The organism is Pseudomonas sp. IT-P260 (genome assembly GCF_949768395.1).
In the GTDB taxonomy this organism is placed as follows: Bacteria; Pseudomonadota; Gammaproteobacteria; order Pseudomonadales; family Pseudomonadaceae; genus Aquipseudomonas; species Aquipseudomonas parakoreensis.
In genome coordinates this window covers 213,564-231,976 of record NZ_CATKPO010000040.1, presented here as the reverse complement: position 1 = coordinate 231,976, position 18,413 = coordinate 213,564, and the positions used below count along the sequence as shown (strand labels likewise).

General features: G+C 62.5%; 15 protein-coding genes and 1 pseudogene. 14 read left to right on the top strand and 2 right to left on the bottom strand.

Annotated features, from left to right (window positions below; translation table 11 throughout):
• The first annotated feature begins 3 nt into the window (after positions 1-3).
• From ACM6HV_RS20065 to ACM6HV_RS20010, 12 genes and pseudogenes are all read left to right on the top strand, one after another.
• Positions 4-1,596 (top strand): GumC family protein, encoded by a 1,593-nt coding sequence (locus ACM6HV_RS20065; RefSeq protein WP_047293354.1) that lies wholly within the window; start codon positions 4-6, stop codon positions 1,594-1,596.
• A complete protein-coding gene (locus tag ACM6HV_RS20060; RefSeq protein ID WP_145595174.1) occupies positions 1,593-2,684 on the top strand; it encodes a glycosyltransferase family 4 protein in 1,092 nt (363 codons plus the stop codon). The genes ACM6HV_RS20065 and ACM6HV_RS20060 overlap by 4 nt, the downstream gene beginning before the upstream one ends.
• Positions 2,681-4,048: an O-antigen ligase family protein gene (locus tag ACM6HV_RS20055; RefSeq protein ID WP_145595171.1), complete on the top strand. Its 1,368-nt coding sequence runs from the start codon at positions 2,681-2,683 to the stop codon at positions 4,046-4,048. The genes ACM6HV_RS20060 and ACM6HV_RS20055 overlap by 4 nt, the downstream gene beginning before the upstream one ends.
• Positions 4,045-5,013 (top strand): glycosyltransferase, encoded by a 969-nt coding sequence (locus tag ACM6HV_RS20050; RefSeq protein WP_414905110.1) that lies wholly within the window; start codon positions 4,045-4,047, stop codon positions 5,011-5,013. The genes ACM6HV_RS20055 and ACM6HV_RS20050 overlap by 4 nt, the downstream gene beginning before the upstream one ends.
• On the top strand, positions 5,006-6,142 hold the full coding sequence (locus tag ACM6HV_RS20045; RefSeq protein ID WP_414905109.1) for a glycosyltransferase: 1,137 nt from the start codon (positions 5,006-5,008) through the stop codon (positions 6,140-6,142). Before ACM6HV_RS20050 ends, ACM6HV_RS20045 begins: the two co-directional genes overlap by 8 nt.
• A gap of 13 nt (positions 6,143-6,155) precedes the next feature.
• Complete coding sequence (locus ACM6HV_RS20040; RefSeq protein WP_108183141.1) at positions 6,156-7,157, top strand: polysaccharide deacetylase family protein; 1,002 nt, start codon at positions 6,156-6,158, stop codon at positions 7,155-7,157.
• Entirely contained in the window at positions 7,154-8,458 is a 1,305-nt protein-coding gene (locus ACM6HV_RS20035) for a lipopolysaccharide biosynthesis protein (protein ID WP_041066252.1), read from the top strand. The genes ACM6HV_RS20040 and ACM6HV_RS20035 overlap by 4 nt, the downstream gene beginning before the upstream one ends.
• Complete coding sequence (locus ACM6HV_RS20030; protein WP_414905108.1) at positions 8,455-10,374, top strand: hypothetical protein; 1,920 nt, start codon at positions 8,455-8,457, stop codon at positions 10,372-10,374. Before ACM6HV_RS20035 ends, ACM6HV_RS20030 begins: the two co-directional genes overlap by 4 nt.
• Positions 10,375-10,441: 67 nt before the next feature.
• The gene (locus ACM6HV_RS20025; protein WP_047293345.1) at positions 10,442-11,131 is read left to right on the top strand and encodes a GNAT family N-acetyltransferase; all 690 of its coding nucleotides are present in this window, start codon (positions 10,442-10,444) and stop codon (positions 11,129-11,131) included.
• A 4-nt stretch (positions 11,132-11,135) separates the two neighbouring features.
• A complete protein-coding gene (locus ACM6HV_RS20020) occupies positions 11,136-12,320 on the top strand; it encodes a GNAT family N-acetyltransferase (protein ID WP_414905107.1) in 1,185 nt (394 codons plus the stop codon).
• Positions 12,292-13,083 carry a ChbG/HpnK family deacetylase gene (locus tag ACM6HV_RS20015; protein ID WP_414905106.1) on the top strand — a complete coding sequence of 264 codons (792 nt, stop codon included), beginning with the start codon at positions 12,292-12,294 and terminating at the stop codon, positions 13,081-13,083. The genes ACM6HV_RS20020 and ACM6HV_RS20015 overlap by 29 nt, the downstream gene beginning before the upstream one ends.
• A pseudogene (locus ACM6HV_RS20010) lies at positions 13,083-13,340 on the top strand (GNAT family N-acetyltransferase); the annotation flags it as partial. The gene ACM6HV_RS20015 and the pseudogene ACM6HV_RS20010, both read left to right, overlap by 1 nt.
• A 307-nt stretch (positions 13,341-13,647) precedes the next feature.
• On the opposite strand, the gene ACM6HV_RS20005 reads toward ACM6HV_RS20010, so the two are convergent.
• Positions 13,648-14,454: a class I SAM-dependent methyltransferase gene (locus ACM6HV_RS20005; protein WP_414905105.1), complete on the bottom strand. Its 807-nt coding sequence runs from the start codon at positions 14,452-14,454 to the stop codon at positions 13,648-13,650.
• Between the two features lie 200 nt (positions 14,455-14,654).
• Positions 14,655-15,542, bottom strand: coding sequence for a LysR family transcriptional regulator (locus ACM6HV_RS20000; protein ID WP_007961294.1), 888 nt, complete (start codon positions 15,540-15,542; stop codon positions 14,655-14,657).
• Positions 15,543-15,741: 199 nt separating this feature from the next.
• On the opposite strand from ACM6HV_RS20000, the gene ACM6HV_RS19995 reads away from it, so the two are divergent.
• A complete protein-coding gene (locus ACM6HV_RS19995; RefSeq protein ID WP_414905104.1) occupies positions 15,742-16,758 on the top strand; it encodes an alpha/beta hydrolase in 1,017 nt (338 codons plus the stop codon).
• Positions 16,759-16,935: 177 nt separating this feature from the next.
• Complete coding sequence (locus tag ACM6HV_RS19990; protein ID WP_414905103.1) at positions 16,936-18,363, top strand: mechanosensitive ion channel domain-containing protein; 1,428 nt, start codon at positions 16,936-16,938, stop codon at positions 18,361-18,363.
• Positions 18,364-18,413: the final 50 nt, after the last annotated feature.

Sequence of the window (18,413 nt, the reverse complement as noted above, 5' to 3'; positions counted from 1 at the left end):
ATCATGAATCCAAAGGAAAACTACCTGCATGAGTTCTTCAGGATCTTCTTCGCCAACAAGCAGCTGGTGAAACGGGTCTTCCTGATCTTTGCAGTCATCGCGTTGGTACTGCCGCTGGTGCTCAAGCAGAGCTTCGATATCACCGCCCAGGTGATCGTGCAGTCGAAAAAACTCTCTCAGGGTGACGCCACCACGTCACTGACGGTCGATAACGCCACCTTCATTCCGCCGTCGCTGGCGGACATGGAAACCGAAAGCAACATCCTGCGGTCCCCGGCGCTGATCCGCCAGACCATCAGCGAGCTACGCGACAAGGGCGAGTACGACCCGCCTGTGGGCGTATTCGCCAAACTGGTGAGCAACCCGTTCCGCCGTTACGTCTCTTCGCCGCTGCGTGAGTACGTGATCAATCCGCTGCGCAACATGCTCGGGCTGCAAACCGATCCGGTGCGTGACACGGTGCTCGATGGCTTGACGCAAGATGCGATCGACAGCCTGAAGATCGAGACCCTGCCCGGCTCCAACGTGATCTCGATCATCTACAGTTTCCCGGATCCGCATCAGGGCACGACCTTCGTCAGCGCCTTGTTGCAGAACTATCTGGTCAGCCGTCAGGCGCTGCAGTCGATCGACCTGCCGCAGTCTTTCTACGAAACCAAGAAGCACCTGTATCAGGTGCGCCTCGATGGACTGGAAGGTAATCGGCAAGCGCTGCTGGAGAGTGTTGCATCGTCCGATCCGAAAGAAGAAATCACCTTCCGCCTGAACGCGATCAATACCGAAGAGCAAGCCCTGAACCTGTATCAGGATCGCCTGTTGCAGAGCCAGCGCTGGCTCGAATACCTGAAAACTGCGCTGACGGCCGCCAGCAGCAACAAGCTCAACGACTACACCTTCCCCTTCACCTTCACCACCACCGTCGATAACGTGGCGTTCGAGGATCGGGAAATCAAACAGTTGGGCGAGCAACTGACCACGCAAGTCAGCCGCTACATGAATGACCTCGCGGTGTTCCAGCCCGGTAGCGAGCCGATGCTGCTGACCCGCGAGCAGATCGCCCGCACCCGCCAGCAGTTCCTCAAAGTGGTGAGCAACCGCATTCAGGAACGCACCAACGACCTGGCCGTGGTGCAACAGGTGATCGATCAGAAAACCGCGCGCATCGCCGAGTTCAAGAACCGCATCCACACCTTGCAACAGACCCAGAGCAAGCTGCGGCAGATGGACACGGAAATCGACGCGCTGCACACGGCGTTCTCCACCTATGCGCAACGCTTTGCCGAAAGCAGCACCGCCGGTTCGCTCAACGATGACCTGTCGAACGCCAAGGTGCTCAGCCCGCCGTTCGAGCCGACCGAGCCGGCGTTCCCCAAACCGCTGCTGATCATTCCGTTCGGGCTGTTCACCGGTCTGCTGCTGGCGATTGCCCTGGTCTATGTGCGTGAGTTCTTCGATCACCGGTTCAAACACCCGGCGCAGATCACCCACGAACTGGGCCTGCCCGTGTTGCTGGTGATCAACGACGAGAACGTGCTGCCAAGCAATCCGCACAAGAACTGGACCGTGCCAAGCTTCGTGCACTGGGTGCGCAATTGAACACGCTGTCCACCCCGAACGCCGCGCTGCCGATCATTCACTTGCTCAGCAGCGGCGGCTTCTATGGGGCCGAGCGCATGTTGCTCGATCACTGCCTGGCGACACCGGGGCAGCACCAGGTGCTGTTTCTCGATGCACCGCCAGCGTTGATCGCGCGCTTTCGCGAGGCCGGGGTGGACTGTCGTGGTTGTGCCGGGCTGGGCGAGTTGTTGCGCCACCTGCGGGCCCGGCGCAGCGAACGGCCGCTGATCAACACTCACAACTTCAAGGGGCTGTTGTTCGGCTGGGTCGGCGCGACGCTGTTGCGTTTGCCGCTGGTCATCACCCAGCACGGCTTCACCCCGCGCAGCCGCAAGCAGAAGTTCTACACCTGGCTGAGTCTGCAGCTGTGCCGCACCGCGTCGGTGGATCGGGTGGTGTGCGTGGCCGAGAGCATCGCGGTATTGCATCGTCAGGCCAGCGTGCAAGCTGAAAAGCTGCAGGTGATCCCCAACGGTTTACCCGCTGCCGCGGCGCGGGTCAGCAACGTTGACCGCCAGCGCTGGCTGGCCGGTTATGTCGGGCGCTTGAGCAGCGAGAAAGGCCCGGACCTGTTTCTCGATGCCCTGATTCCGCTGTGTCACCAGCATCCGCAACTGGACGCAGTGATGCTCGGTGACGGCCCGGAACGTGAGGCACTTCAGGCACGGATCGACGCCGCAGGTTTGCAGCAACGAATTCGTCTGCCCGGCTACCAGACCGCCATGCAGCCGTGGTGGCAGCAACTGGATGCGCTGGTGATCAGCTCGCGCACCGAAGGCACGCCGATGATTCTGCTCGAAGCGATGCAGAGCGGCGTGCCGGTGGTGGCGTTTGCGGTCGGCGGCATTCCCGATGTACTCGAACACCGGCACAACGGCTTGCTGGCGACACCCGCCGCCAGCGCCGACCTCGCCCGCCAGCTCGATAACCTGCTGAACGAGCCGAACCTGGCTCGGCAATTGTGTGACAACGCAAAGCGTACGCAACAGGATCGCTACGACCTCAAGGCCCTGGCCGAACGCTGGTCGCAGCTGTACATCCGCACGGCACGGGAGGCACGCGCATGATTTTCCCGCTCTCGATCGTCACGCTGCTCGGTCTGGTGTGCATCGGTCTGCTCGCCAGCCCTTATCCATTTCTCGCACCGGGTGCGGTCATTGGTCTGGTAGGGTTCACGGTGTTGTACCGCAAGCCAACCTGGGGCCTGCTGGGCATTGCCGCGCTGGTACCGTTTGAAGGTTTCTTCAAGGACAGTGCACTGTCCGGAAGCAAACTGATCGGCGCCTCGCTGGCGGTGATCGTGATGCTGCAACTGGCCCTGCACCAGATTCCCGGCGATCGCCTGCGCAGCAATATCTGGCGGTTTCTGCTGTGGTTTCTGGTCCTGTATTTCCTCAGCCTGCTCAACACCGATGACGTGGGCATGTCGCTGGGACACCTGCGCGAACTGAGCGTCGGGCTGATCCTGTTTGTCATTACCCTGTTGATTGGCCGTGAACTGAATCTCGACCTGTTCGCCCGACTGGTGACCCTGAGCGTCAGCACGACCTGCGCCATGGCGATGTTTTCGGTCAAATTCCAGGATCAGGGGCGCGCTGCCGGTCTTCTGGAAGACCCCAACGCGTTTGCCCTGCTGATCGCCTTCGCCATTCCGTTGGCGCTGCTGCTGGTGATTCGTGGGCCCAACCTGCTGCACCGGTTGTTCTGGGGCGCTTGCTGCCTGCTGCTGCTCGGTGGCATGACCAAGACCGAATCGCGCTCCGGGCTGGTGGTGGTGGCCTTGAGTCTGCTGATCGGCTGCTGGCACTACCGCGCGCAACTCACCCGGATCCGTCCACGGCACCTGGGGTTCGCCATGCTCGGTGCGGCGATCGTGATTCCGCTGGCGATCTACGCGATGCCCGCCGGTTACGTCGCGCGCATTCAGTCGCTGAGTATTCTCAGCGCCGGCTCCAAGGCACAGGATGAATCCCTTGGCCGCCGCGCCTCGTACATCGTGGTCGGCGGCCAGATGATCCGCGAGAACCCATTGCTCGGCTCCGGCCCCGGCACCTTCCCGCTGCACTACGCGACCACCGGCTACGCCAAGGCGTTTTCCGCCAACCGCAAGATCGGCGACCTGTACCGCCGTGCGCACAACACCTACCTGGAAATCTTCAGTGAACTGGGGATTCCTGCCGGCCTGCTGTTCGTCGGCATGCTCGGTCTGGGCCTGTACAACCTGATTCGCGCACGCGCCGCGTGGATGCTGCGGCGCGATTGGCAACAGGCAAATCTGATGACCCACCTCGGCGTGAGCTTCCTGTCGCTGACCCTGTTCCTGATGTTCCTCAGCGCGCCGAACCAGAAATACGTGTGGATCATGCTCGCGCTGACCAGCGTCCTGCGCCTCAAAGCCGAACAGGCGCCACTGACCGAGGCCAGACCATGAGCCGGATCAGCATCATCATCCCGATGTTCAACGAGGCGCGGCACATTGGCCGCACGCTGCTGGCCGCGCAAAAAGCCGCACATGCGGCCGATGTCGACTGCGAGTTGATCGTGGTCGACAACGGCTCGAACGACGACGGCCCGCACATCGCCCGTCAATTCGGCGCGCAGGTGCTGGTGCTGCCGGGCCTGCTGATCGGTGCGCTGCGCAATCGCGGTGCGCTGCTGGCAAGCGGCGAGTGGATCGCATTCATTGATGCCGACGTCGAGATGCCCGAAGACTGGCTCAAGCCCTTGTTCGAGCTGCAAGCCGAAGGTCAGGCCGATGTGTTCGGTCTCGACCTGCACACCCCCGCTGCCGCGCCGTGGTACGCCACCGCCTGGCAACGCCGCACGCTGCGCCCGCCGAGCCAGGCATCGCATACGGTGGATTGGCTGCCCAGTTGCAACCTGCTGATGCGCCGGCACTGGTTCGACAAGGTCGGTGGTTTCAACGAACACCTGCGCACCGGCGAAGACAAAGAGTTCACCCTGCGTCTGCACGAACAAGGCGCGCGGCTGCTGTCGGTGAACAGCAGCGTGGCCCTGCACTGGGGCTACGAAATGAACTGGCGGGAGTGGATGGGCAAGGAAATGTGGCGGCAAGGCAGTCACTTGCAACTGCTGCGCACCCATGGGTTCAGCCTGCGGCTGCTGCGTTTTCCGCTGCTCTCGCTTGGCGTGTGGATACTGGATTTTCTGACCCTCTCGGCCTTGCTCGACGGCTTTCCGCATCACGCTGCAATCATGGTGACGCTGACCCTGGTGCCCGCACTGGTGCTGAGCATTCGTCAGAGCGCTCGGCACCACAATGTCGTTCTGACCCTGCAACTCTGGGGCCTGCACTGGGTGCGTCTGCACCTGGCGGGTGCCGCGTTCATTCTCAGTCTGTGTCATTGGACCGCAAGGAGGCCTGCCCGTGGCTGAATTCATTTTCTGGCTGTGCCTGCTGCTGCCGGTATACGCCTACCTCGGCTACCCGCTGCTGCTGACCGTGCTGGCACCGCTGTTCCCGGCCTGGCGCCACACCCCGGCGCCGCCGCTGAACATCAGCATCGTGATCGCCGCGCACAACGAGGCGCGGCACATCGAGCACAAATTGCGCACGTTGCTGGCGCAGGATTATCAGCCGGCCACGTTGCAGATCATCCTTGCCAGCGACGGCTCGACCGACGACACCGTGGCCTGTGCGCACAAGATCATCGATTCGCGCATCACCGTGCTCGATCTGCCGCGTCAGGGCAAAGCGGCAACGCTGAACGCCGGGGCGGCGCTGGCGACTGGCGATATTCTGGTGTTCACCGATGCCGACAACCAATGGTCGCGGGAAACCCTCGGCTACCTGCTCGCGCCGCTCAGTGATCCGAATGTCGGCGCCTGCGCCGGGCACATGGTGATTCCGGTGACAGGTGGCGGCCTGAGCATCGGCGACAGTCTGTACCGGCATTACGAGGGCTGGCTGCGCCGGGTGGAGAATCGCACCGGTTGCATGGTCTCGGCCGACGGCGCCCTGCTCGCCCTGCGCCGCGAGCTGTTCCAGAGCGTACCGGCGGAGGTCAATGACGACTTCTTTCTCAGCACCTGCGCGCCGGTCGCCTTCAAGCGCATTGTCTATGTGCCCGAGGCGCAGGTGATCGACCACGGTGTCGACGAAGCGGATAAACAATTCCGTCGCCGTCAACGCGTCACCGTCGGTGGCCTGCAAAGCCTCGCCCAGCGCCGTGAACTGCTCAACCCGCTCAAACATGGCTTGTATTCGATTGCGCTGATCAGCCACAAGCTGATCCGCCGCCTGGCACCGATCCTCCTGCTGCCATTGCTGCTGAGCAATTTCTGGCTGTGGGAGGACCACGGATTCTATCGACTGGCCCTGATCGCCCAACTGTTCGGTTACGCCGTGGCGATTGCCGGACTGCTGGATTCACAACACCGGTTACCCAAACCGTTTCGCCTTGCGGCATTTCTGCTGGTCACACTGGCAGGCATGAGCATCGGCCTGTGGCAGTTCTTGCGCGGCCAGCGTTACGCCCAGTGGAATCCTGAACAAAACCGTTGAAAGGAGCGAAGCCATGGCGATCAAACAATTAATAAAACGCACCAGTGGCTGGCTTTACCTCAATTCCCCGGTGGGACGTAATCAGCTGCACGGCGCCGGGGTGATCCTGATGTTGCACCGGGTGCTGGCCAACGACCGCGCCGCCGACCTGCCGCACCGCAATGAGCTGTGTGTCGGACCGAAAGCCTTCGAGCACCTGCTGGTGTGGCTGCGCCGACACTTCGATTGCGTACCGCTGATGGACATCCTTGCGCCCACCTCACTGCGCAGCGACCGTCCACGCGTGGCACTAACGTTCGACGACGGCTGGCGCGACAACGCGGTCAATGCGTTCCCGCTGCTGCAAAAACATCAGGTGCCGGCGAGCATCTTTCTCTCCACCGACTTCATCGGCAGCCGTCAGCGCTTCTGGTGGGAAAGCCTTGGCGAGACCCTGTGGGGCAGCCATGGCGAAAAGGCCCGCATGCACTTGATCGAATACCTGCACATGATCCACCACCCACTGCCGGTACTGGTCGATGACATCGATGTCGACCGCCGCAGCCTGTCGCTGCTGCACTACCTGCAAAGCCTCAAAGACCTTGAACCGGCGATGCTCGAACGCTTGACCGATGAATGCCCGCCCGAAGCGCAGCCGCAAGCGCTGGACTGGCACCAGGTGCGGGCGCTGGAAGCCTCGGGACTGGTGCGTTTCGGCCCGCACGGCGCCAGCCACGCGATCCTCACGGAACTGGACGATGTGCGCCTGAGCGAAGAAATCCGCCGCAGCCGCGACGCCTTGAACAACGGCTGCAACCGGCCGTTGCCGGTGTATTGCTACCCCAACGGCAACAACGACGAGCGAGTAAGAAAACAGATTGCCGCGCACGATTATCCGTTCGCCCTGGGCACCGGCACCGGCATCTATCGCGGCGAAGGCGATCCACTGAACCTGCCACGTTTCGGCGTCAGCCAACGCACCGCGCGCAATCCCGAGCTGCTGTCGTGGCGTATCTTTCGTGGAAACCGGCCATGAGCCGCAGCCATTACCTCAAGCATCTGGCGCTGAGCATGGGCACCAAACTGGCGATGATCGCCCTGCGTTTGCTGCGCAACGTGTTGCTGGCGCGGATCCTCGGCCCCAGTGAGCGCGGGCTGTTTGCGCTGCTCAGCACCTTGCCCGATCTGATCAGCGCTGCCACCAGTGGCGGGTTGAATTCAGCCGTCGGTTATCAGGCCGCCAAGCAACGGCCGATGGGGCTGCTGCTGAGTCAGGTGCTGGTGTTTGGTTGCTTGCTCGCCGGCCTGTTGACCTTGTTGGTGGTGGCGCTGGTGCGTGAGTTCGGCAGTGAACTGGATGTCACCGTGCAGCTCGGTCTGCTGGCCTGGCTGTTGCTGCTGGCGGTACCGCTGACCGTGCTGAAAAGCGGTCTGCTGACCCTGCACAACGCCTCCGGTGGTGTGGTCGCATTCAACGCCTTGCGCCTGACCGAATCGCTGGCGCCGCTGCTGCTGTTTCTCGCGCTGTTCTGGATGTGGAAAAGCGCGGCGCTGGAAGCGGCGCTGATCAGTTGGCTGGCCGGGATCAGCCTGGTGGTGCTGGCCGGTTGGGTCTGGCTCAAACGGGCGCAACCGCTGCACCTGCAATGGGATCGCGCCAGCCAGAACGAATTGCTGCGCTACAGTGCGCGCAGCCATCCGGATCTGCTGTTCCAACAGGTGATTCTGCGCTCGGATTACCTGTTCATCGGCGCCCTGCTCGGCAGCACCGCACTGGGGCATTACGCCATGGCCAGCGCCGCCGCCGAACTGCTGCTGATCGTGCCGGAAGCGGTGACCACGCCGCTGATGAAACGCCTGCTGCAACAGGACGAAGGCATGGACAAGGTCACCCCGCTGGCCCTGCGCCTGACCGCCACGGTGATGCTCGGCGCGTGCCTGAGCATGGCCGTGATCGGCAACTGGCTGATCGTCACCCTGTTCGGCATCGCTTACCAACCGGCGTATCCGGCGCTGCTCGCCTTGCTGCCGGGGCTGCTCGGCCTTTGCTACGCGAGCATCCTGCGGCTGGACCTGCTGGGGAAAAACCGCCCCGGCACGGTGTCGCTGCTGATGGGCCTCGGCGCCCTGCTCAACCTGGCGCTGAACCTGGTGTTGATTCCGGCCTACGGCATCGTTGGCGCGGCAGCGGCGTCGTCGATTGCCTACCTGGCCGTGACCGTGGCGATGCTGGTGTTGTACTGCCGTTTAAGCGGCGTGGCGTTTTGGCAAACCCTGATCATCCTGCCCAGCGACGTCGCGCCGATGTGGCAGATGCTGCACCGGAAGGCCGTATGAAAGGCCTGCTTCTGCTGCTCGGTCTCGGCCTGTCGCTGGACGCCTTTGCCGCGTCGATGCGCTGGGGCGAGATCCGCGACGGCAGCCTGTATCTGCAAGCCGATCGCCCGGACACCGTGACCGTGCGCTGGACCCCGGCGTGGCAGGCCGACGCCAACGAAGAGCATCTGTACCTGCTCGACGGCCAAGGCAAACTGCAGGGCGAACGCTTGATCAAGGCCAGCGAAACCCGCGGCACCCAGAGCTGGCCGTTGCTGCCCGGCGCTGCCAGTTATCGCCTGGAAATCCCTGGCTACAGCTTCCGCAATTATCGGGTCGAACACGATGAGCACACCGTGGCGCTGTTCGAGCCGGCCAAGGTGCATTTCAGCGCGCAGACACAGAACGGCGACGAGCTGTATTTCAAGGTAGCGCCGGGGGAACACGCGGTGCTGGCCGGCAAGTTTCATGGCGGGGTCAACGCGCTGCAGGCGCAACGGGTGGGCGATGATCAGCCACTGACGCTGGCGCTCAAACCCTATCGCGCCTACTGGCAGTTCGATCAACTGGCGTTGCCGGTCAGCGAACGCGAACAGGTCTGGCGCCTGCGTCTGCAAGGCAGCGGCAAAGCGGCGTTCTGGCTCGACGGCACGGCCAATCGGTTTGCGCAGACGCCGCAGCAACTCAAACCTGTGCGCGAAGAGACCGGCCAGATCCACCTGACCCTGCACGACAAAATCCTCGGACGCACGCCGGATCTGGGCATCGCCCTGCCCTACGTGATGCCGCCCGCCAGTAGCCATGCGGTGCTGGATGCGTTGAAAGCGACCGCCGCCAGTTACTACAGCTTTGTCGATGTCACGGCGAAGAATCCGCACTTCGAAGACGCATTCCGCAAGGTTTATCAGGAGCGTTTCGGCATCCGTCAGGACATTACCCTGCTCGCCGGCAGCCAGCGTCAGGCCGATCTGCGCGCCGATGTGCAAAGCAATGGCGGGCTCGACGCGTGGCTGGCCAGCACCCGCGCCTTGGGCGGCAAAGGTACGCACTACATCGGTTTTGCCGATGAGCCGAACCTCAACTATTCAAGCTTCGAGCAATACCGGGCGATTTTCGCCAGCATGGCCAGACAAGTGCGCAGCGATCCGGCGAATGCCAGGGCCGGCGTGCGCATCGCCATGCCGGCCAGTTCGCGGCTGGTCAACGGGCCGTTCGCCGATCACGCGGCAGACAAGCGTGGCATCGACTGGGCGCGGCGCTTGCTCGGTGAGTCTGCCGAGCAGATCGACGCACTGGCCTGGCACGAATGGATGATCCGCGATCTGCTCGCCACCCGGGTCTACCGCGACAGCGTGCGCCGCGCTGCCGAACTGGTTGGCCTCGACGCTCGCGGCCAACCGCGCAAGGCCTTGCTGCTGGATCAGACCAACCTGTCCAGCGGCTCCAGCCTCAGCCCCTACGATCAAGAAACCCGGTACGCCGCGCTGTGGTGGACGTCGGTGGTGATCAACGCTTCGCAGGACGGTTTGCTGAGCATGCTCAACTGGTTTCAGGCCGCCGACGAGCCGCAGTACCCCAAGGGCATGATTCGGCTCATGGGCGCTGAGGGTTTTGAGCTGAAACCGGTGGGGCTGGCCCAGCAATTCATTGCGCAGCACTGGCTGCATCAGGTGCTGTGGCTGGAGAACGACGGCTTTGAAGTCGATGCGCTGGCGATGGCCAGCGACGCCCAGCGCGGCCTGCTCGGCGTAAACAAGGGCACGCGTCTGCAGCAAATCGAATTGAACGGCGCCCGGTGCCCGCTGAATAACGGTGCATTGCATTACTTCGGCGCGGACAACCGCAGCCGCGACGCGCCGTTTCTCTGCCAGGACGGCCGCGTACGTTTCGAGCTGCCGGGGCAGACCTTGTTCGCCCTCAGCTGGACCCCTTCATGAACCGTCGATTCATGTTCTGCCACGCGGGCCGCACGCCACGCGTTGCATATCATCAGGAGCAAAAACCATGAGCATTGCGCAAAAAGTCAGCCAACAGATTAAACAAAAAGGCCTGCGCGTCACCCTCGCCAAGGCGTGGAAGCACTTCGTGTTTTCCCATCAGGAGCTGCTGTGGATGGAACGCGATCTGGTCAGCCCGGTGCCGCCGCACAACCTCAAGCCGTATCCACCGGTGAGGGCAGTGACGATCACTGCCGACAACGCCAGCGCCTTCGCGCGCTACTTCGGCGACCGTGTCGGGACCATGGCCGAGTTGGCCAACGAAGGTCATACCGGGCTCATGTATCTGGACGAACAAGGCGATGCCGTAGGCTTTATCTGGGGCAGCAAGCGGGACTATTTCGACCGGCACTACTACGGTTGCATGTTCCCGGTGAAGCCTGGCGAGTTTTTCGAATTCGGCGGCGAGTTGACCCGCGCCTTCTGGGGCACCGAGCTGTCGGTGGACGTGCAACTGGCACTGTGGAATGCCATGGCCGAGCAAGGCTGCGACAAGGTGGTGGACGTCTGCGAGTTCCACAATATCCCGGCGCTGAAACTGCACCTGCGCATGGGTTATACCGAGCAGGGCCGGATCATGAACATCTACACTCTGTTTGGTCGCTGGCGCTTCTATCGCGAAACCCGCTACAGCGGCTCGCGGCTGGATGCGCTGCGCAAACCGTCCCGTCCACCTGTCACAGCCACGGCGGCCTGAGCCCATGACGGCGCGATTCGAATGGCGCACTTCACTGTGCGCCGCCGACTTTCCGGCAGTCGCCTATGAGGCGCTGCGCTTGCGGGTGACCGATCACACCCCGTTCAACCACCTGGGCTGGTTGTGCGCGGCAGAGCAGGCACTGAGCGCGGGCGAGCGCCTGCACATCCTGCTCGGTTGGGAAGCGGACGAATTGCGCCTGTGCCTGCCGCTGGTGGCGGGCCGCGAGCGCTTTGCCGGCGTGCCGTTTCGCGTGTTGCATCACTTGGGCCATCCACTGGCGGACCGACTGGCGCTGCTGTCGTTGCTCAAGGGCGATGACATGCGCGAAGCCCTGCACCTGATCCGCCGACACCTGCCGCACGCGCTGCTGCAACTCAACGAGTTATCCGAGCCTGCGGGTGAAGAAAGCGCTCTCACCCCATGGATGGCCCACAGTTCGACGGGCGAACGCCGTCTCAGTTGTCGGGTGCCGGTGCATCTGATGAGCGAGGCGGATCATCAGGAGGTCTCCGGTGACCCGCGCTACAAGCTGCGCCGGGCGCGCAAACGGATTGCTGCGTGTGGCGCCCTGGTGCGGCGCATTACCCCCGACGCGCTGAGCATGGGTCCGCTGTTGCGGGCGATCAGCGAAGTCGAAGCGGTGAGCTGGAAAGGTGACGAAGGCGTGGGGATCTTCGCCAGCGAGCGCAGTCGGCAATGGATCGAACGCGCCTTCACCGCCCTCGCCGGCCAGGGCCTGGTGCGTTTGGTGACGCTGGAACTCAACGGGCGCTGCATCAGCTATCGCCTCGGCTTGATGGAACAGGGTCGACTCTACGATTACAACCTCGCGTTCCTGCCGCAATACGCCGATCTGGGCAGCGGTCGGGTGTTGCTGGAGGAATGGATTCGCTGGGGGCTGGATGAGCACTGGCGCTGGATCGATGCCTCGCGGGTCAGTCTGGAAAACTCCAGCCACCAGTTACACGAGCGCATGACCGGCCAACTGGAACACTGGCGCTGGAGTTTCTATTCCTGGCGCCCCAGCGGGATATTGCTGGGGCTGGGGTTGCGCCTCTGGCATCGCTTGAAACCGACGGTGCAGCAATGGCGCGCGCGACGTGCGGCCAGACCGGCACCGGCACCGGCACCTGTCGTCATCACCACGGAGGGCGATCATGCCTCGCCAAGTCATAGTCAACGCTGACGATTTCGGTTTGAGCCCAAACGAAAACGCGACGATCTTCGCCGCGTTTCAGGCCGGGGTCATCAGCTCGGCCACGGCCATGGCCAACATGCCGGCGTTTGAGGCGGCCTGTGCGATGGCCAGGCATGCATCGCTGCAAGGTCGGGTCGGGTTGCACTTCAATCTGACTTACGGTCGGCCGCTGAGTGCTTCGATTCTGCGCAGTCGAACCTTTTGCGATGGCCACGGCGTGTTCGATCTGAGCCTGCCACGGCATAGCCTGTGGCTCGGACGTGAGGATCGCGACGCGGTGCATGAAGAGTTGCAGGCGCAGTGGCAGCGTTGTGTTGAACATGGCGTTCGGCCGAGCCACATCGACTCACATCAGCACGTGCACAACATCTGGCCGATTGGTGAAATCGTCGCCCGTTTTGCTGCCCGGCAAGGCGTGCCGATTCGCCTGGCGCGCAACCTGGGGCAGAACCTCAGTCTGCCGAAACGTGTATTCAAAGGTCTGCTCAATTGGCGCTTGCAGAGTCTGGCCGGAGCGACGGCGGACTACGTGTGCACGCCAGTGGACCTGCGCAACGCCCCCGCACCGAGCGACGGCGTGCTGGAAATCGTCGCCCACCCCAATCAGCTCGACAGCGATTTCGGCGATGCCTATCTCAACCCCGGAGAATCCCTGAACCGCGTGCTGGAACAGCGGCTGACGGGAGTGCCGCGGGTGTCCTATGCCGATTTGAACAAGGATTTTTTACGGGGTGCCGCGGCACTCGATTGATGGACGTACAAGTCGCCCTCTGGGAAGCCATGGCGGCTCAAGGCTGCGTCAAAGTCGTCGACGTCTGCGAAACCCACAACATCCCGGCGCTGAAGCTGCACATCCGCATGGGCTACCAAGAACAGGGCCGCGTCACCCACGTCTACGGCCTGTTCGGCCGCTGGCGCTTCTACCGCGAAAGCCGCTATGGCGGCTCACGTCTGGACCCCCTGCGCAAACCTGGGCGGCCAGTGGTGAGTGCGGCGGCGCAGGCGTGATTCAATCGTAATAGCGCTGGCGGCCACTCGGCCGCCATCGCGAGCAGGCTCGCTCCCACAGTGGATTTGTGTACGACACCATCTTCGAGCCATCGCCTATGTGGCACAGGCTTGCTCGAACATTCAGAAGGGTCAAACGGTCGAAATCGACTTTCATTCTTTCAGCCAGACTTGAAACCTTATCGACGCCTTCGCTGGCAAGCCAGCTCCCACAGGTGTTCAGGTGTCCTCGCTATTTTCGTGCGAACCAAAAAACTGTGGGAGTCTGGCTTGCCAGCGATGAGGCCCGTTGGATCGATGGAAAACTTCAGGCCTTGCTGGCGACCAAGGTGAAGCACAGCGGCATCTGCGCTGGCTGATTCAGGTACTGGTCATACACCTCTTCGCGGTTCGAATGTGCATATTCCCTGAAATGCGCGATGTTCAGGCCGGCGGCGATGGCACCGCTGAAAATGGCGCCGAGGGTGTGCACGAACCAGTAGGACTTGGCAGCCTGCTGCTCGACCTTGCCGACGTAGACAATCGGTTCTTCCTGCACGAATGGCTCGGCGCGGAAGTAGGAGCTGGCGAGGCGGTACGGGTCTTCGCCTTCAGGATCAACCATTTCCAGAAACGGATGGGTTTCATAGATCACCAGTTTGCCGCCCGGTTTCAGGGTCAGCGCGACATGACGGAAGAACTCGCCGATGTCGGGCATCCAGTTCAGCACGCCGATGGTGATCAGCGCCACGTCGAAGCGGCTGTGCAGCGCAGCCGGCAGGTGATGGATATCGCTTTCGATGAATTCAGCGTTGTACGGCGAGCGCTGGTTCAACTCGCGAGCCTGTTCGAGAAACGCCTCCGATTGATCGACGCCGACCACACTGCGCGCGCCGAGGGCAAACAGCGACAGGCTTTCGCGACCGTTGTTGCAACCGAGTTGAATCAACTCTTTACCGTCCACGCCGACCTGTTCCAGCAGACCGCGCAAGGTGTCGTCGAGGCAGGAAAAATCTGCCTGCGAAACGTCGTTCAACAGCGCTTGCCATTCCGCCGATACACGGTGATGGCGAGCGGAATCGTTCCACGCCTGTCGATTGCTGTCGATGGCGGTTTTATTGTTGGGCACTTCCATGGCGCACTCCGGACGATGCTCGTGATTGAGCGGCCCCGAGTCTAGAACAGCCCAATCAATACGGTTGTTGCGACTTTGTAAGCCGCACCGCCGATCCACTGTGGGAGCGAGCTTGCTCGCGAAGGCGTCGGTCCAGCCAACATCTTCATTGCCTGAACCACCGCTTTCGCGAGCAGGCTCGCTCCTACAGTTCGGAACGCTTACATCTGATTCAGGCGTTCACGCAGGAATTCGACCAGTGCCTGCACCGGGCGCGACGCCTGGCGATGCTGCGGGTAGACCGCCGACAGGGTCAGCGGTTCGGGCCTGTAGTCGTCGAGTACCGGCACCAGTCGCCCGTCCTTCAGCGCCGCGCCGACGATGAACGTCGGCAGATAGGTAATCCCCATTCCCTGCACCGCTGCATCCCTCAGCAGCTCGCCGTTGTTCACCCGCATGCGCCCGGTGACGTTGACCAGCAGCGGCTTGCCCTGCCCCGCGTTGAAGCGCCACTGCACCGAACGACCGTGGCCGTAAGGCAGGCAGTCGTGGCTGTGCAGGTCTTCGGGGTTGAGCGGTGTGCCACGTTCGGCCAGATACGCCGGGCTGGCGCAGTACACCCGTTCGATGGCGGCGATACGCCGGGCGATCAGCGTCGAGTCTTCCAGCACACCGATACGCAACGCCAGGTCATAACCTTCGCCGAGCAGGTCCACCGGGCGATCACTCAAATCCACTTCCACGGTGACATCGCGATAGCGCTGCAAAAACAGCGGCAAAAGACAACCCAGATGCGCCACGGCAAACGACAGCGGCGCACTGACGCGAATCGTCCCGCGCGGCTCGGCGGTTTGCCCGGCAATGCCCTGTTCGACCTGTTCCACTTCGCCCAGCAGGCGCAGCGCCGATTCGTAGTAGCTCTGACCCAGTGGCGTGACGTCGAGCCGTCGGGTGGAACGGTTCAACAACCGCACACCGAGGCGCTCTTCGAGCTGCATCAAGCGGCGGCTGACGAACTGCTTGGACAGGCCCAATTGATCGGCGGCGGCGGTGAAGCTGCCGGAGTCCATGACCTGGCAAAAAATACGCATGTCTTCGAACGGGTTCATTGTCACTCTCTGGTGGACAGTTAAACGCTTTATAGCCGCTTTTTCACATTTCGACAGCTCATTAATCTGTGTTCACGGTGTTGAAACCAACCCCAAACCTGTAAGAGCTGCCGAAGGCTGCGATCTTTTAAAGATCAAAAGATCGCAGCCTTCGGCAGCTCCTACAGAGAACACGACCAATCAAAAAATGGAATTGAGCATGAACATCAAAAAAACCCTGACCGCATCCCTCCTCGCCCTCTCCATCGGCAACGCATTCGCCGCCGGCAGCCCGGGCGTCGAACACAACACCCAGGCCTTCCTCGAAGCCCTCGCCGCCGGCGGTGGCAAACCGCTGGAACAGCTGAGCCCGAAGGATGCCCGTGCGGTGCTGACTGGCGCTCAGGCGTCGGTGAAAGTCGACCTCTCCGGGGTTGAAGTCAGCGACAAGGCGATCAAGGTCGACGGCCAGACCATCAACCTGAAAGTGGTGCGCCCGGCCAAGGTCAAAGGCGAATTGCCGGTGTTCATGTTCTTCCACGGTGGCGGCTGGGTACTGGGCGATTTCCCGACCCACCAACGCCTGATTCGCGATCTGGTGGTCGGCTCTGGAGCGGTCGCGGTGTACGTCGATTACACGCCGTCGCCGGAAGCGCAGTACCCGACAGCGATCAACCAGGCCTATGCGGCGACAAAATGGGTCGCGGAAAACGGCAAGCAGATCGGGGTCGATGGCAAGCGTCTGGCGGTGGCCGGCAACAGCGTCGGCGGCAACATGGCAGCGGTCGTGGCGCTGTTGGCCAAGGAAAAGCAAACCCCGGCCCTGCGCTTCCAACTGTTGATGTGGCCGGTCACCAACGCCGGGTTCGATAACGGCTCGTACCAGCAATTCGCCGAGGGCCACTTCCTGACCAAGGGCATGATGCAGTGGTTCTGGGACAACTACACCACCAACCCGGCCGAACGCGCGCAGATCCACGCCTCGCCGCTCAACGCCAGCGCCGAACAGCTCAAGGGCCTGCCCGCCGCGCTGGTACAGACCGCCGAATTCGACGTGCTGCGTGACGAAGGCGAAGGCTACGCACGGCATCTGGATGCGGCCGGTGTGCCGGTGACCTCGGTGCGCTACAACGGGATGATTCATGACTTTGGCTTGCTCAATCCGCTGAGTCAGATTCCCGAAGTGAAAGCGGCCGTGCGCCAGGCCGCGGCTGAGCTGAAGACGCATCTGAACTGAGGCCCCCTCCCTCGCCACACCCAACGGTGTGGCGAGCTTTTTGCCTGACCACATTCTGTGGCGAGGGAGCTTGCTCCCGCTGGGCTGCGCAGCGGCCCCGAAATTGTGTGAGCGCTGCGCGCTCAAGCGGGAGCAAGCTCCCTCGCCACAACAGCGCTCATCATCGTGGAGCACATCATGCCCTTCTTCCTCACCCACCTGCTGTCCTGGAGCGCCGCCCTGCTGCTGCTCGACGCCCTGCTCTGGCACCTCGCCCCGTTCAAGCACCGCGCACCGCGGGTCGGTGTGCGGCTGGTGCTGTTTCTGGCATTCAGCGCGCTGGCCATCAATGCCGGCGTCAGCCCGTTGCAGGCTCCACTGTTTGCCGATGACCCGGTGGCGCAGCTCGGGGCGACGGCGCTGGGCATTCTCTGGTGGCTGTACGCTGCGCGGGTGCTGACCGAAGTGATCGGCCTGATTCTGATGCGACGCATCGGCCACAGCGGTCGGCTGTTGCAGGATGTGATTGGCGCGCTGGTGTTTCTGGCGGCAATCGTCGCGGCCGCCGGGTATGTGCTGGAGCTGCCGGTCAAAGGCTTGCTGGCGACGTCCGGGGTGGTGGCGATCGTCGTCGGTCTGGCGTTGCAAAGCACCTTGAGCGACGTGTTCTCGGGGATCGTGCTCAACACCACCAAGCCGTATCAGGTCGACGATTTCGTGGTGATCGACGGCGTCGAGGGCAAGGTCATCGACATCGACTGGCGCGCCACGCATTTGTTGACCAGCAGCGGCACCCTGGCGGTCGTACCGAACTCGGTGGCGGCCAAGGCGAAAATCGTCAATCTCAGCCGTCCGACCAACCTGCACGGGGTCTCGATCAGTATCAAGGTGCCGAATCACATTCGCCCACGGCGCGTGCTCGAAGCGCTCGACCGCACCCTGCAGGGCAGCAGCAGTCTGCTGCTCAATCCACCGCCCAAAGCCGTGTTGAAAGAGGCCGGTGAGGAGATGTCGGAGTATGTCGCCAGCGGTTTCATCAGTGAACTGGGCAAGAAAGGTGAAGTGCGCAATCAACTGTTCGACCTCGCCCACCGGCATCTCGAAGCTGCAGGTATTTCCCGGCATCCGGACGGTGTGATCGAACCCTCGACCCGCGCCCGGGCGTTGCTCGATGAAGTGAAAGTTTTCCGCTCGCTGAGCCATGAGGAACGTGATCGCCTCGCCGAATCGATGGTCGCGCAACAATACGCGGCCGGTCAGGTGGTGCTGGGTCTGGATGAAGTGCCCGACAGTCTGTTTGTCATCGCCACCGGCGTGGTCAGTGCGACCGTGCCCGACGGCGACGGCCAGACCGAGGCCGGACGCATGGGGCCAAGTGAGGTCATGGGCGAACAGAGCATCCTCGCCGATACGCCGTCGCAAGCGACGTTCACCGCACTGACGTCGAGCATCATCTACCGCCTCGACAAAGCCCTGACCCGTCAGTGCATGGAGCAGCGCAGCGAAGTCGGCCAGGCGTTGACCAAATTGCAGGCCGTGCGACAGCAGAACAGCCGGCTGGCGTTGATGGCCAAACCGGTGGCGGTGCGCAAAGGTGGTTTTTTGGGGTGGCTGCAGAAACGTTAAAAGCAAAAGATCGCAGCCTGCGGCAGCTCCTACATTGGAACGCGTTCCTC

Bases quoted from the DNA above. Each gene is read 5' to 3' on its own strand.
- ACM6HV_RS20065 (WP_047293354.1), top strand. From the start codon at position 4: ATGAATCCAAAGGAAAACTACCTGCATGAGTTCTTCAGGATCTTCTTC.
- ACM6HV_RS20055 (WP_145595171.1), top strand. From the start codon at position 2,681: ATGATTTTCCCGCTCTCGATCGTCACGCTGCTCGGTCTGGTGTGCATC.
- ACM6HV_RS20050 (WP_414905110.1), top strand. From the start codon at position 4,045: ATGAGCCGGATCAGCATCATCATCCCGATGTTCAACGAGGCGCGGCAC.
- ACM6HV_RS20040 (WP_108183141.1), top strand. From the start codon at position 6,156: ATGGCGATCAAACAATTAATAAAACGCACCAGTGGCTGGCTTTACCTC.
- ACM6HV_RS20035 (WP_041066252.1), top strand. From the start codon at position 7,154: ATGAGCCGCAGCCATTACCTCAAGCATCTGGCGCTGAGCATGGGCACC.
- ACM6HV_RS20030 (WP_414905108.1), top strand. From the start codon at position 8,455: ATGAAAGGCCTGCTTCTGCTGCTCGGTCTCGGCCTGTCGCTGGACGCC.
- ACM6HV_RS20025 (WP_047293345.1), top strand. From the start codon at position 10,442: ATGAGCATTGCGCAAAAAGTCAGCCAACAGATTAAACAAAAAGGCCTG.
- ACM6HV_RS20020 (WP_414905107.1), top strand. From the start codon at position 11,136: ATGACGGCGCGATTCGAATGGCGCACTTCACTGTGCGCCGCCGACTTT.
- ACM6HV_RS20015 (WP_414905106.1), top strand. From the start codon at position 12,292: ATGCCTCGCCAAGTCATAGTCAACGCTGACGATTTCGGTTTGAGCCCA.
- ACM6HV_RS20005 (WP_414905105.1), bottom strand. From the start codon at position 14,454: ATGGAAGTGCCCAACAATAAAACCGCCATCGACAGCAATCGACAGGCG.
- ACM6HV_RS20000 (WP_007961294.1), bottom strand. From the start codon at position 15,542: ATGAACCCGTTCGAAGACATGCGTATTTTTTGCCAGGTCATGGACTCC.
- ACM6HV_RS19995 (WP_414905104.1), top strand. From the start codon at position 15,742: ATGAACATCAAAAAAACCCTGACCGCATCCCTCCTCGCCCTCTCCATC.
- ACM6HV_RS19990 (WP_414905103.1), top strand. From the start codon at position 16,936: ATGCCCTTCTTCCTCACCCACCTGCTGTCCTGGAGCGCCGCCCTGCTG.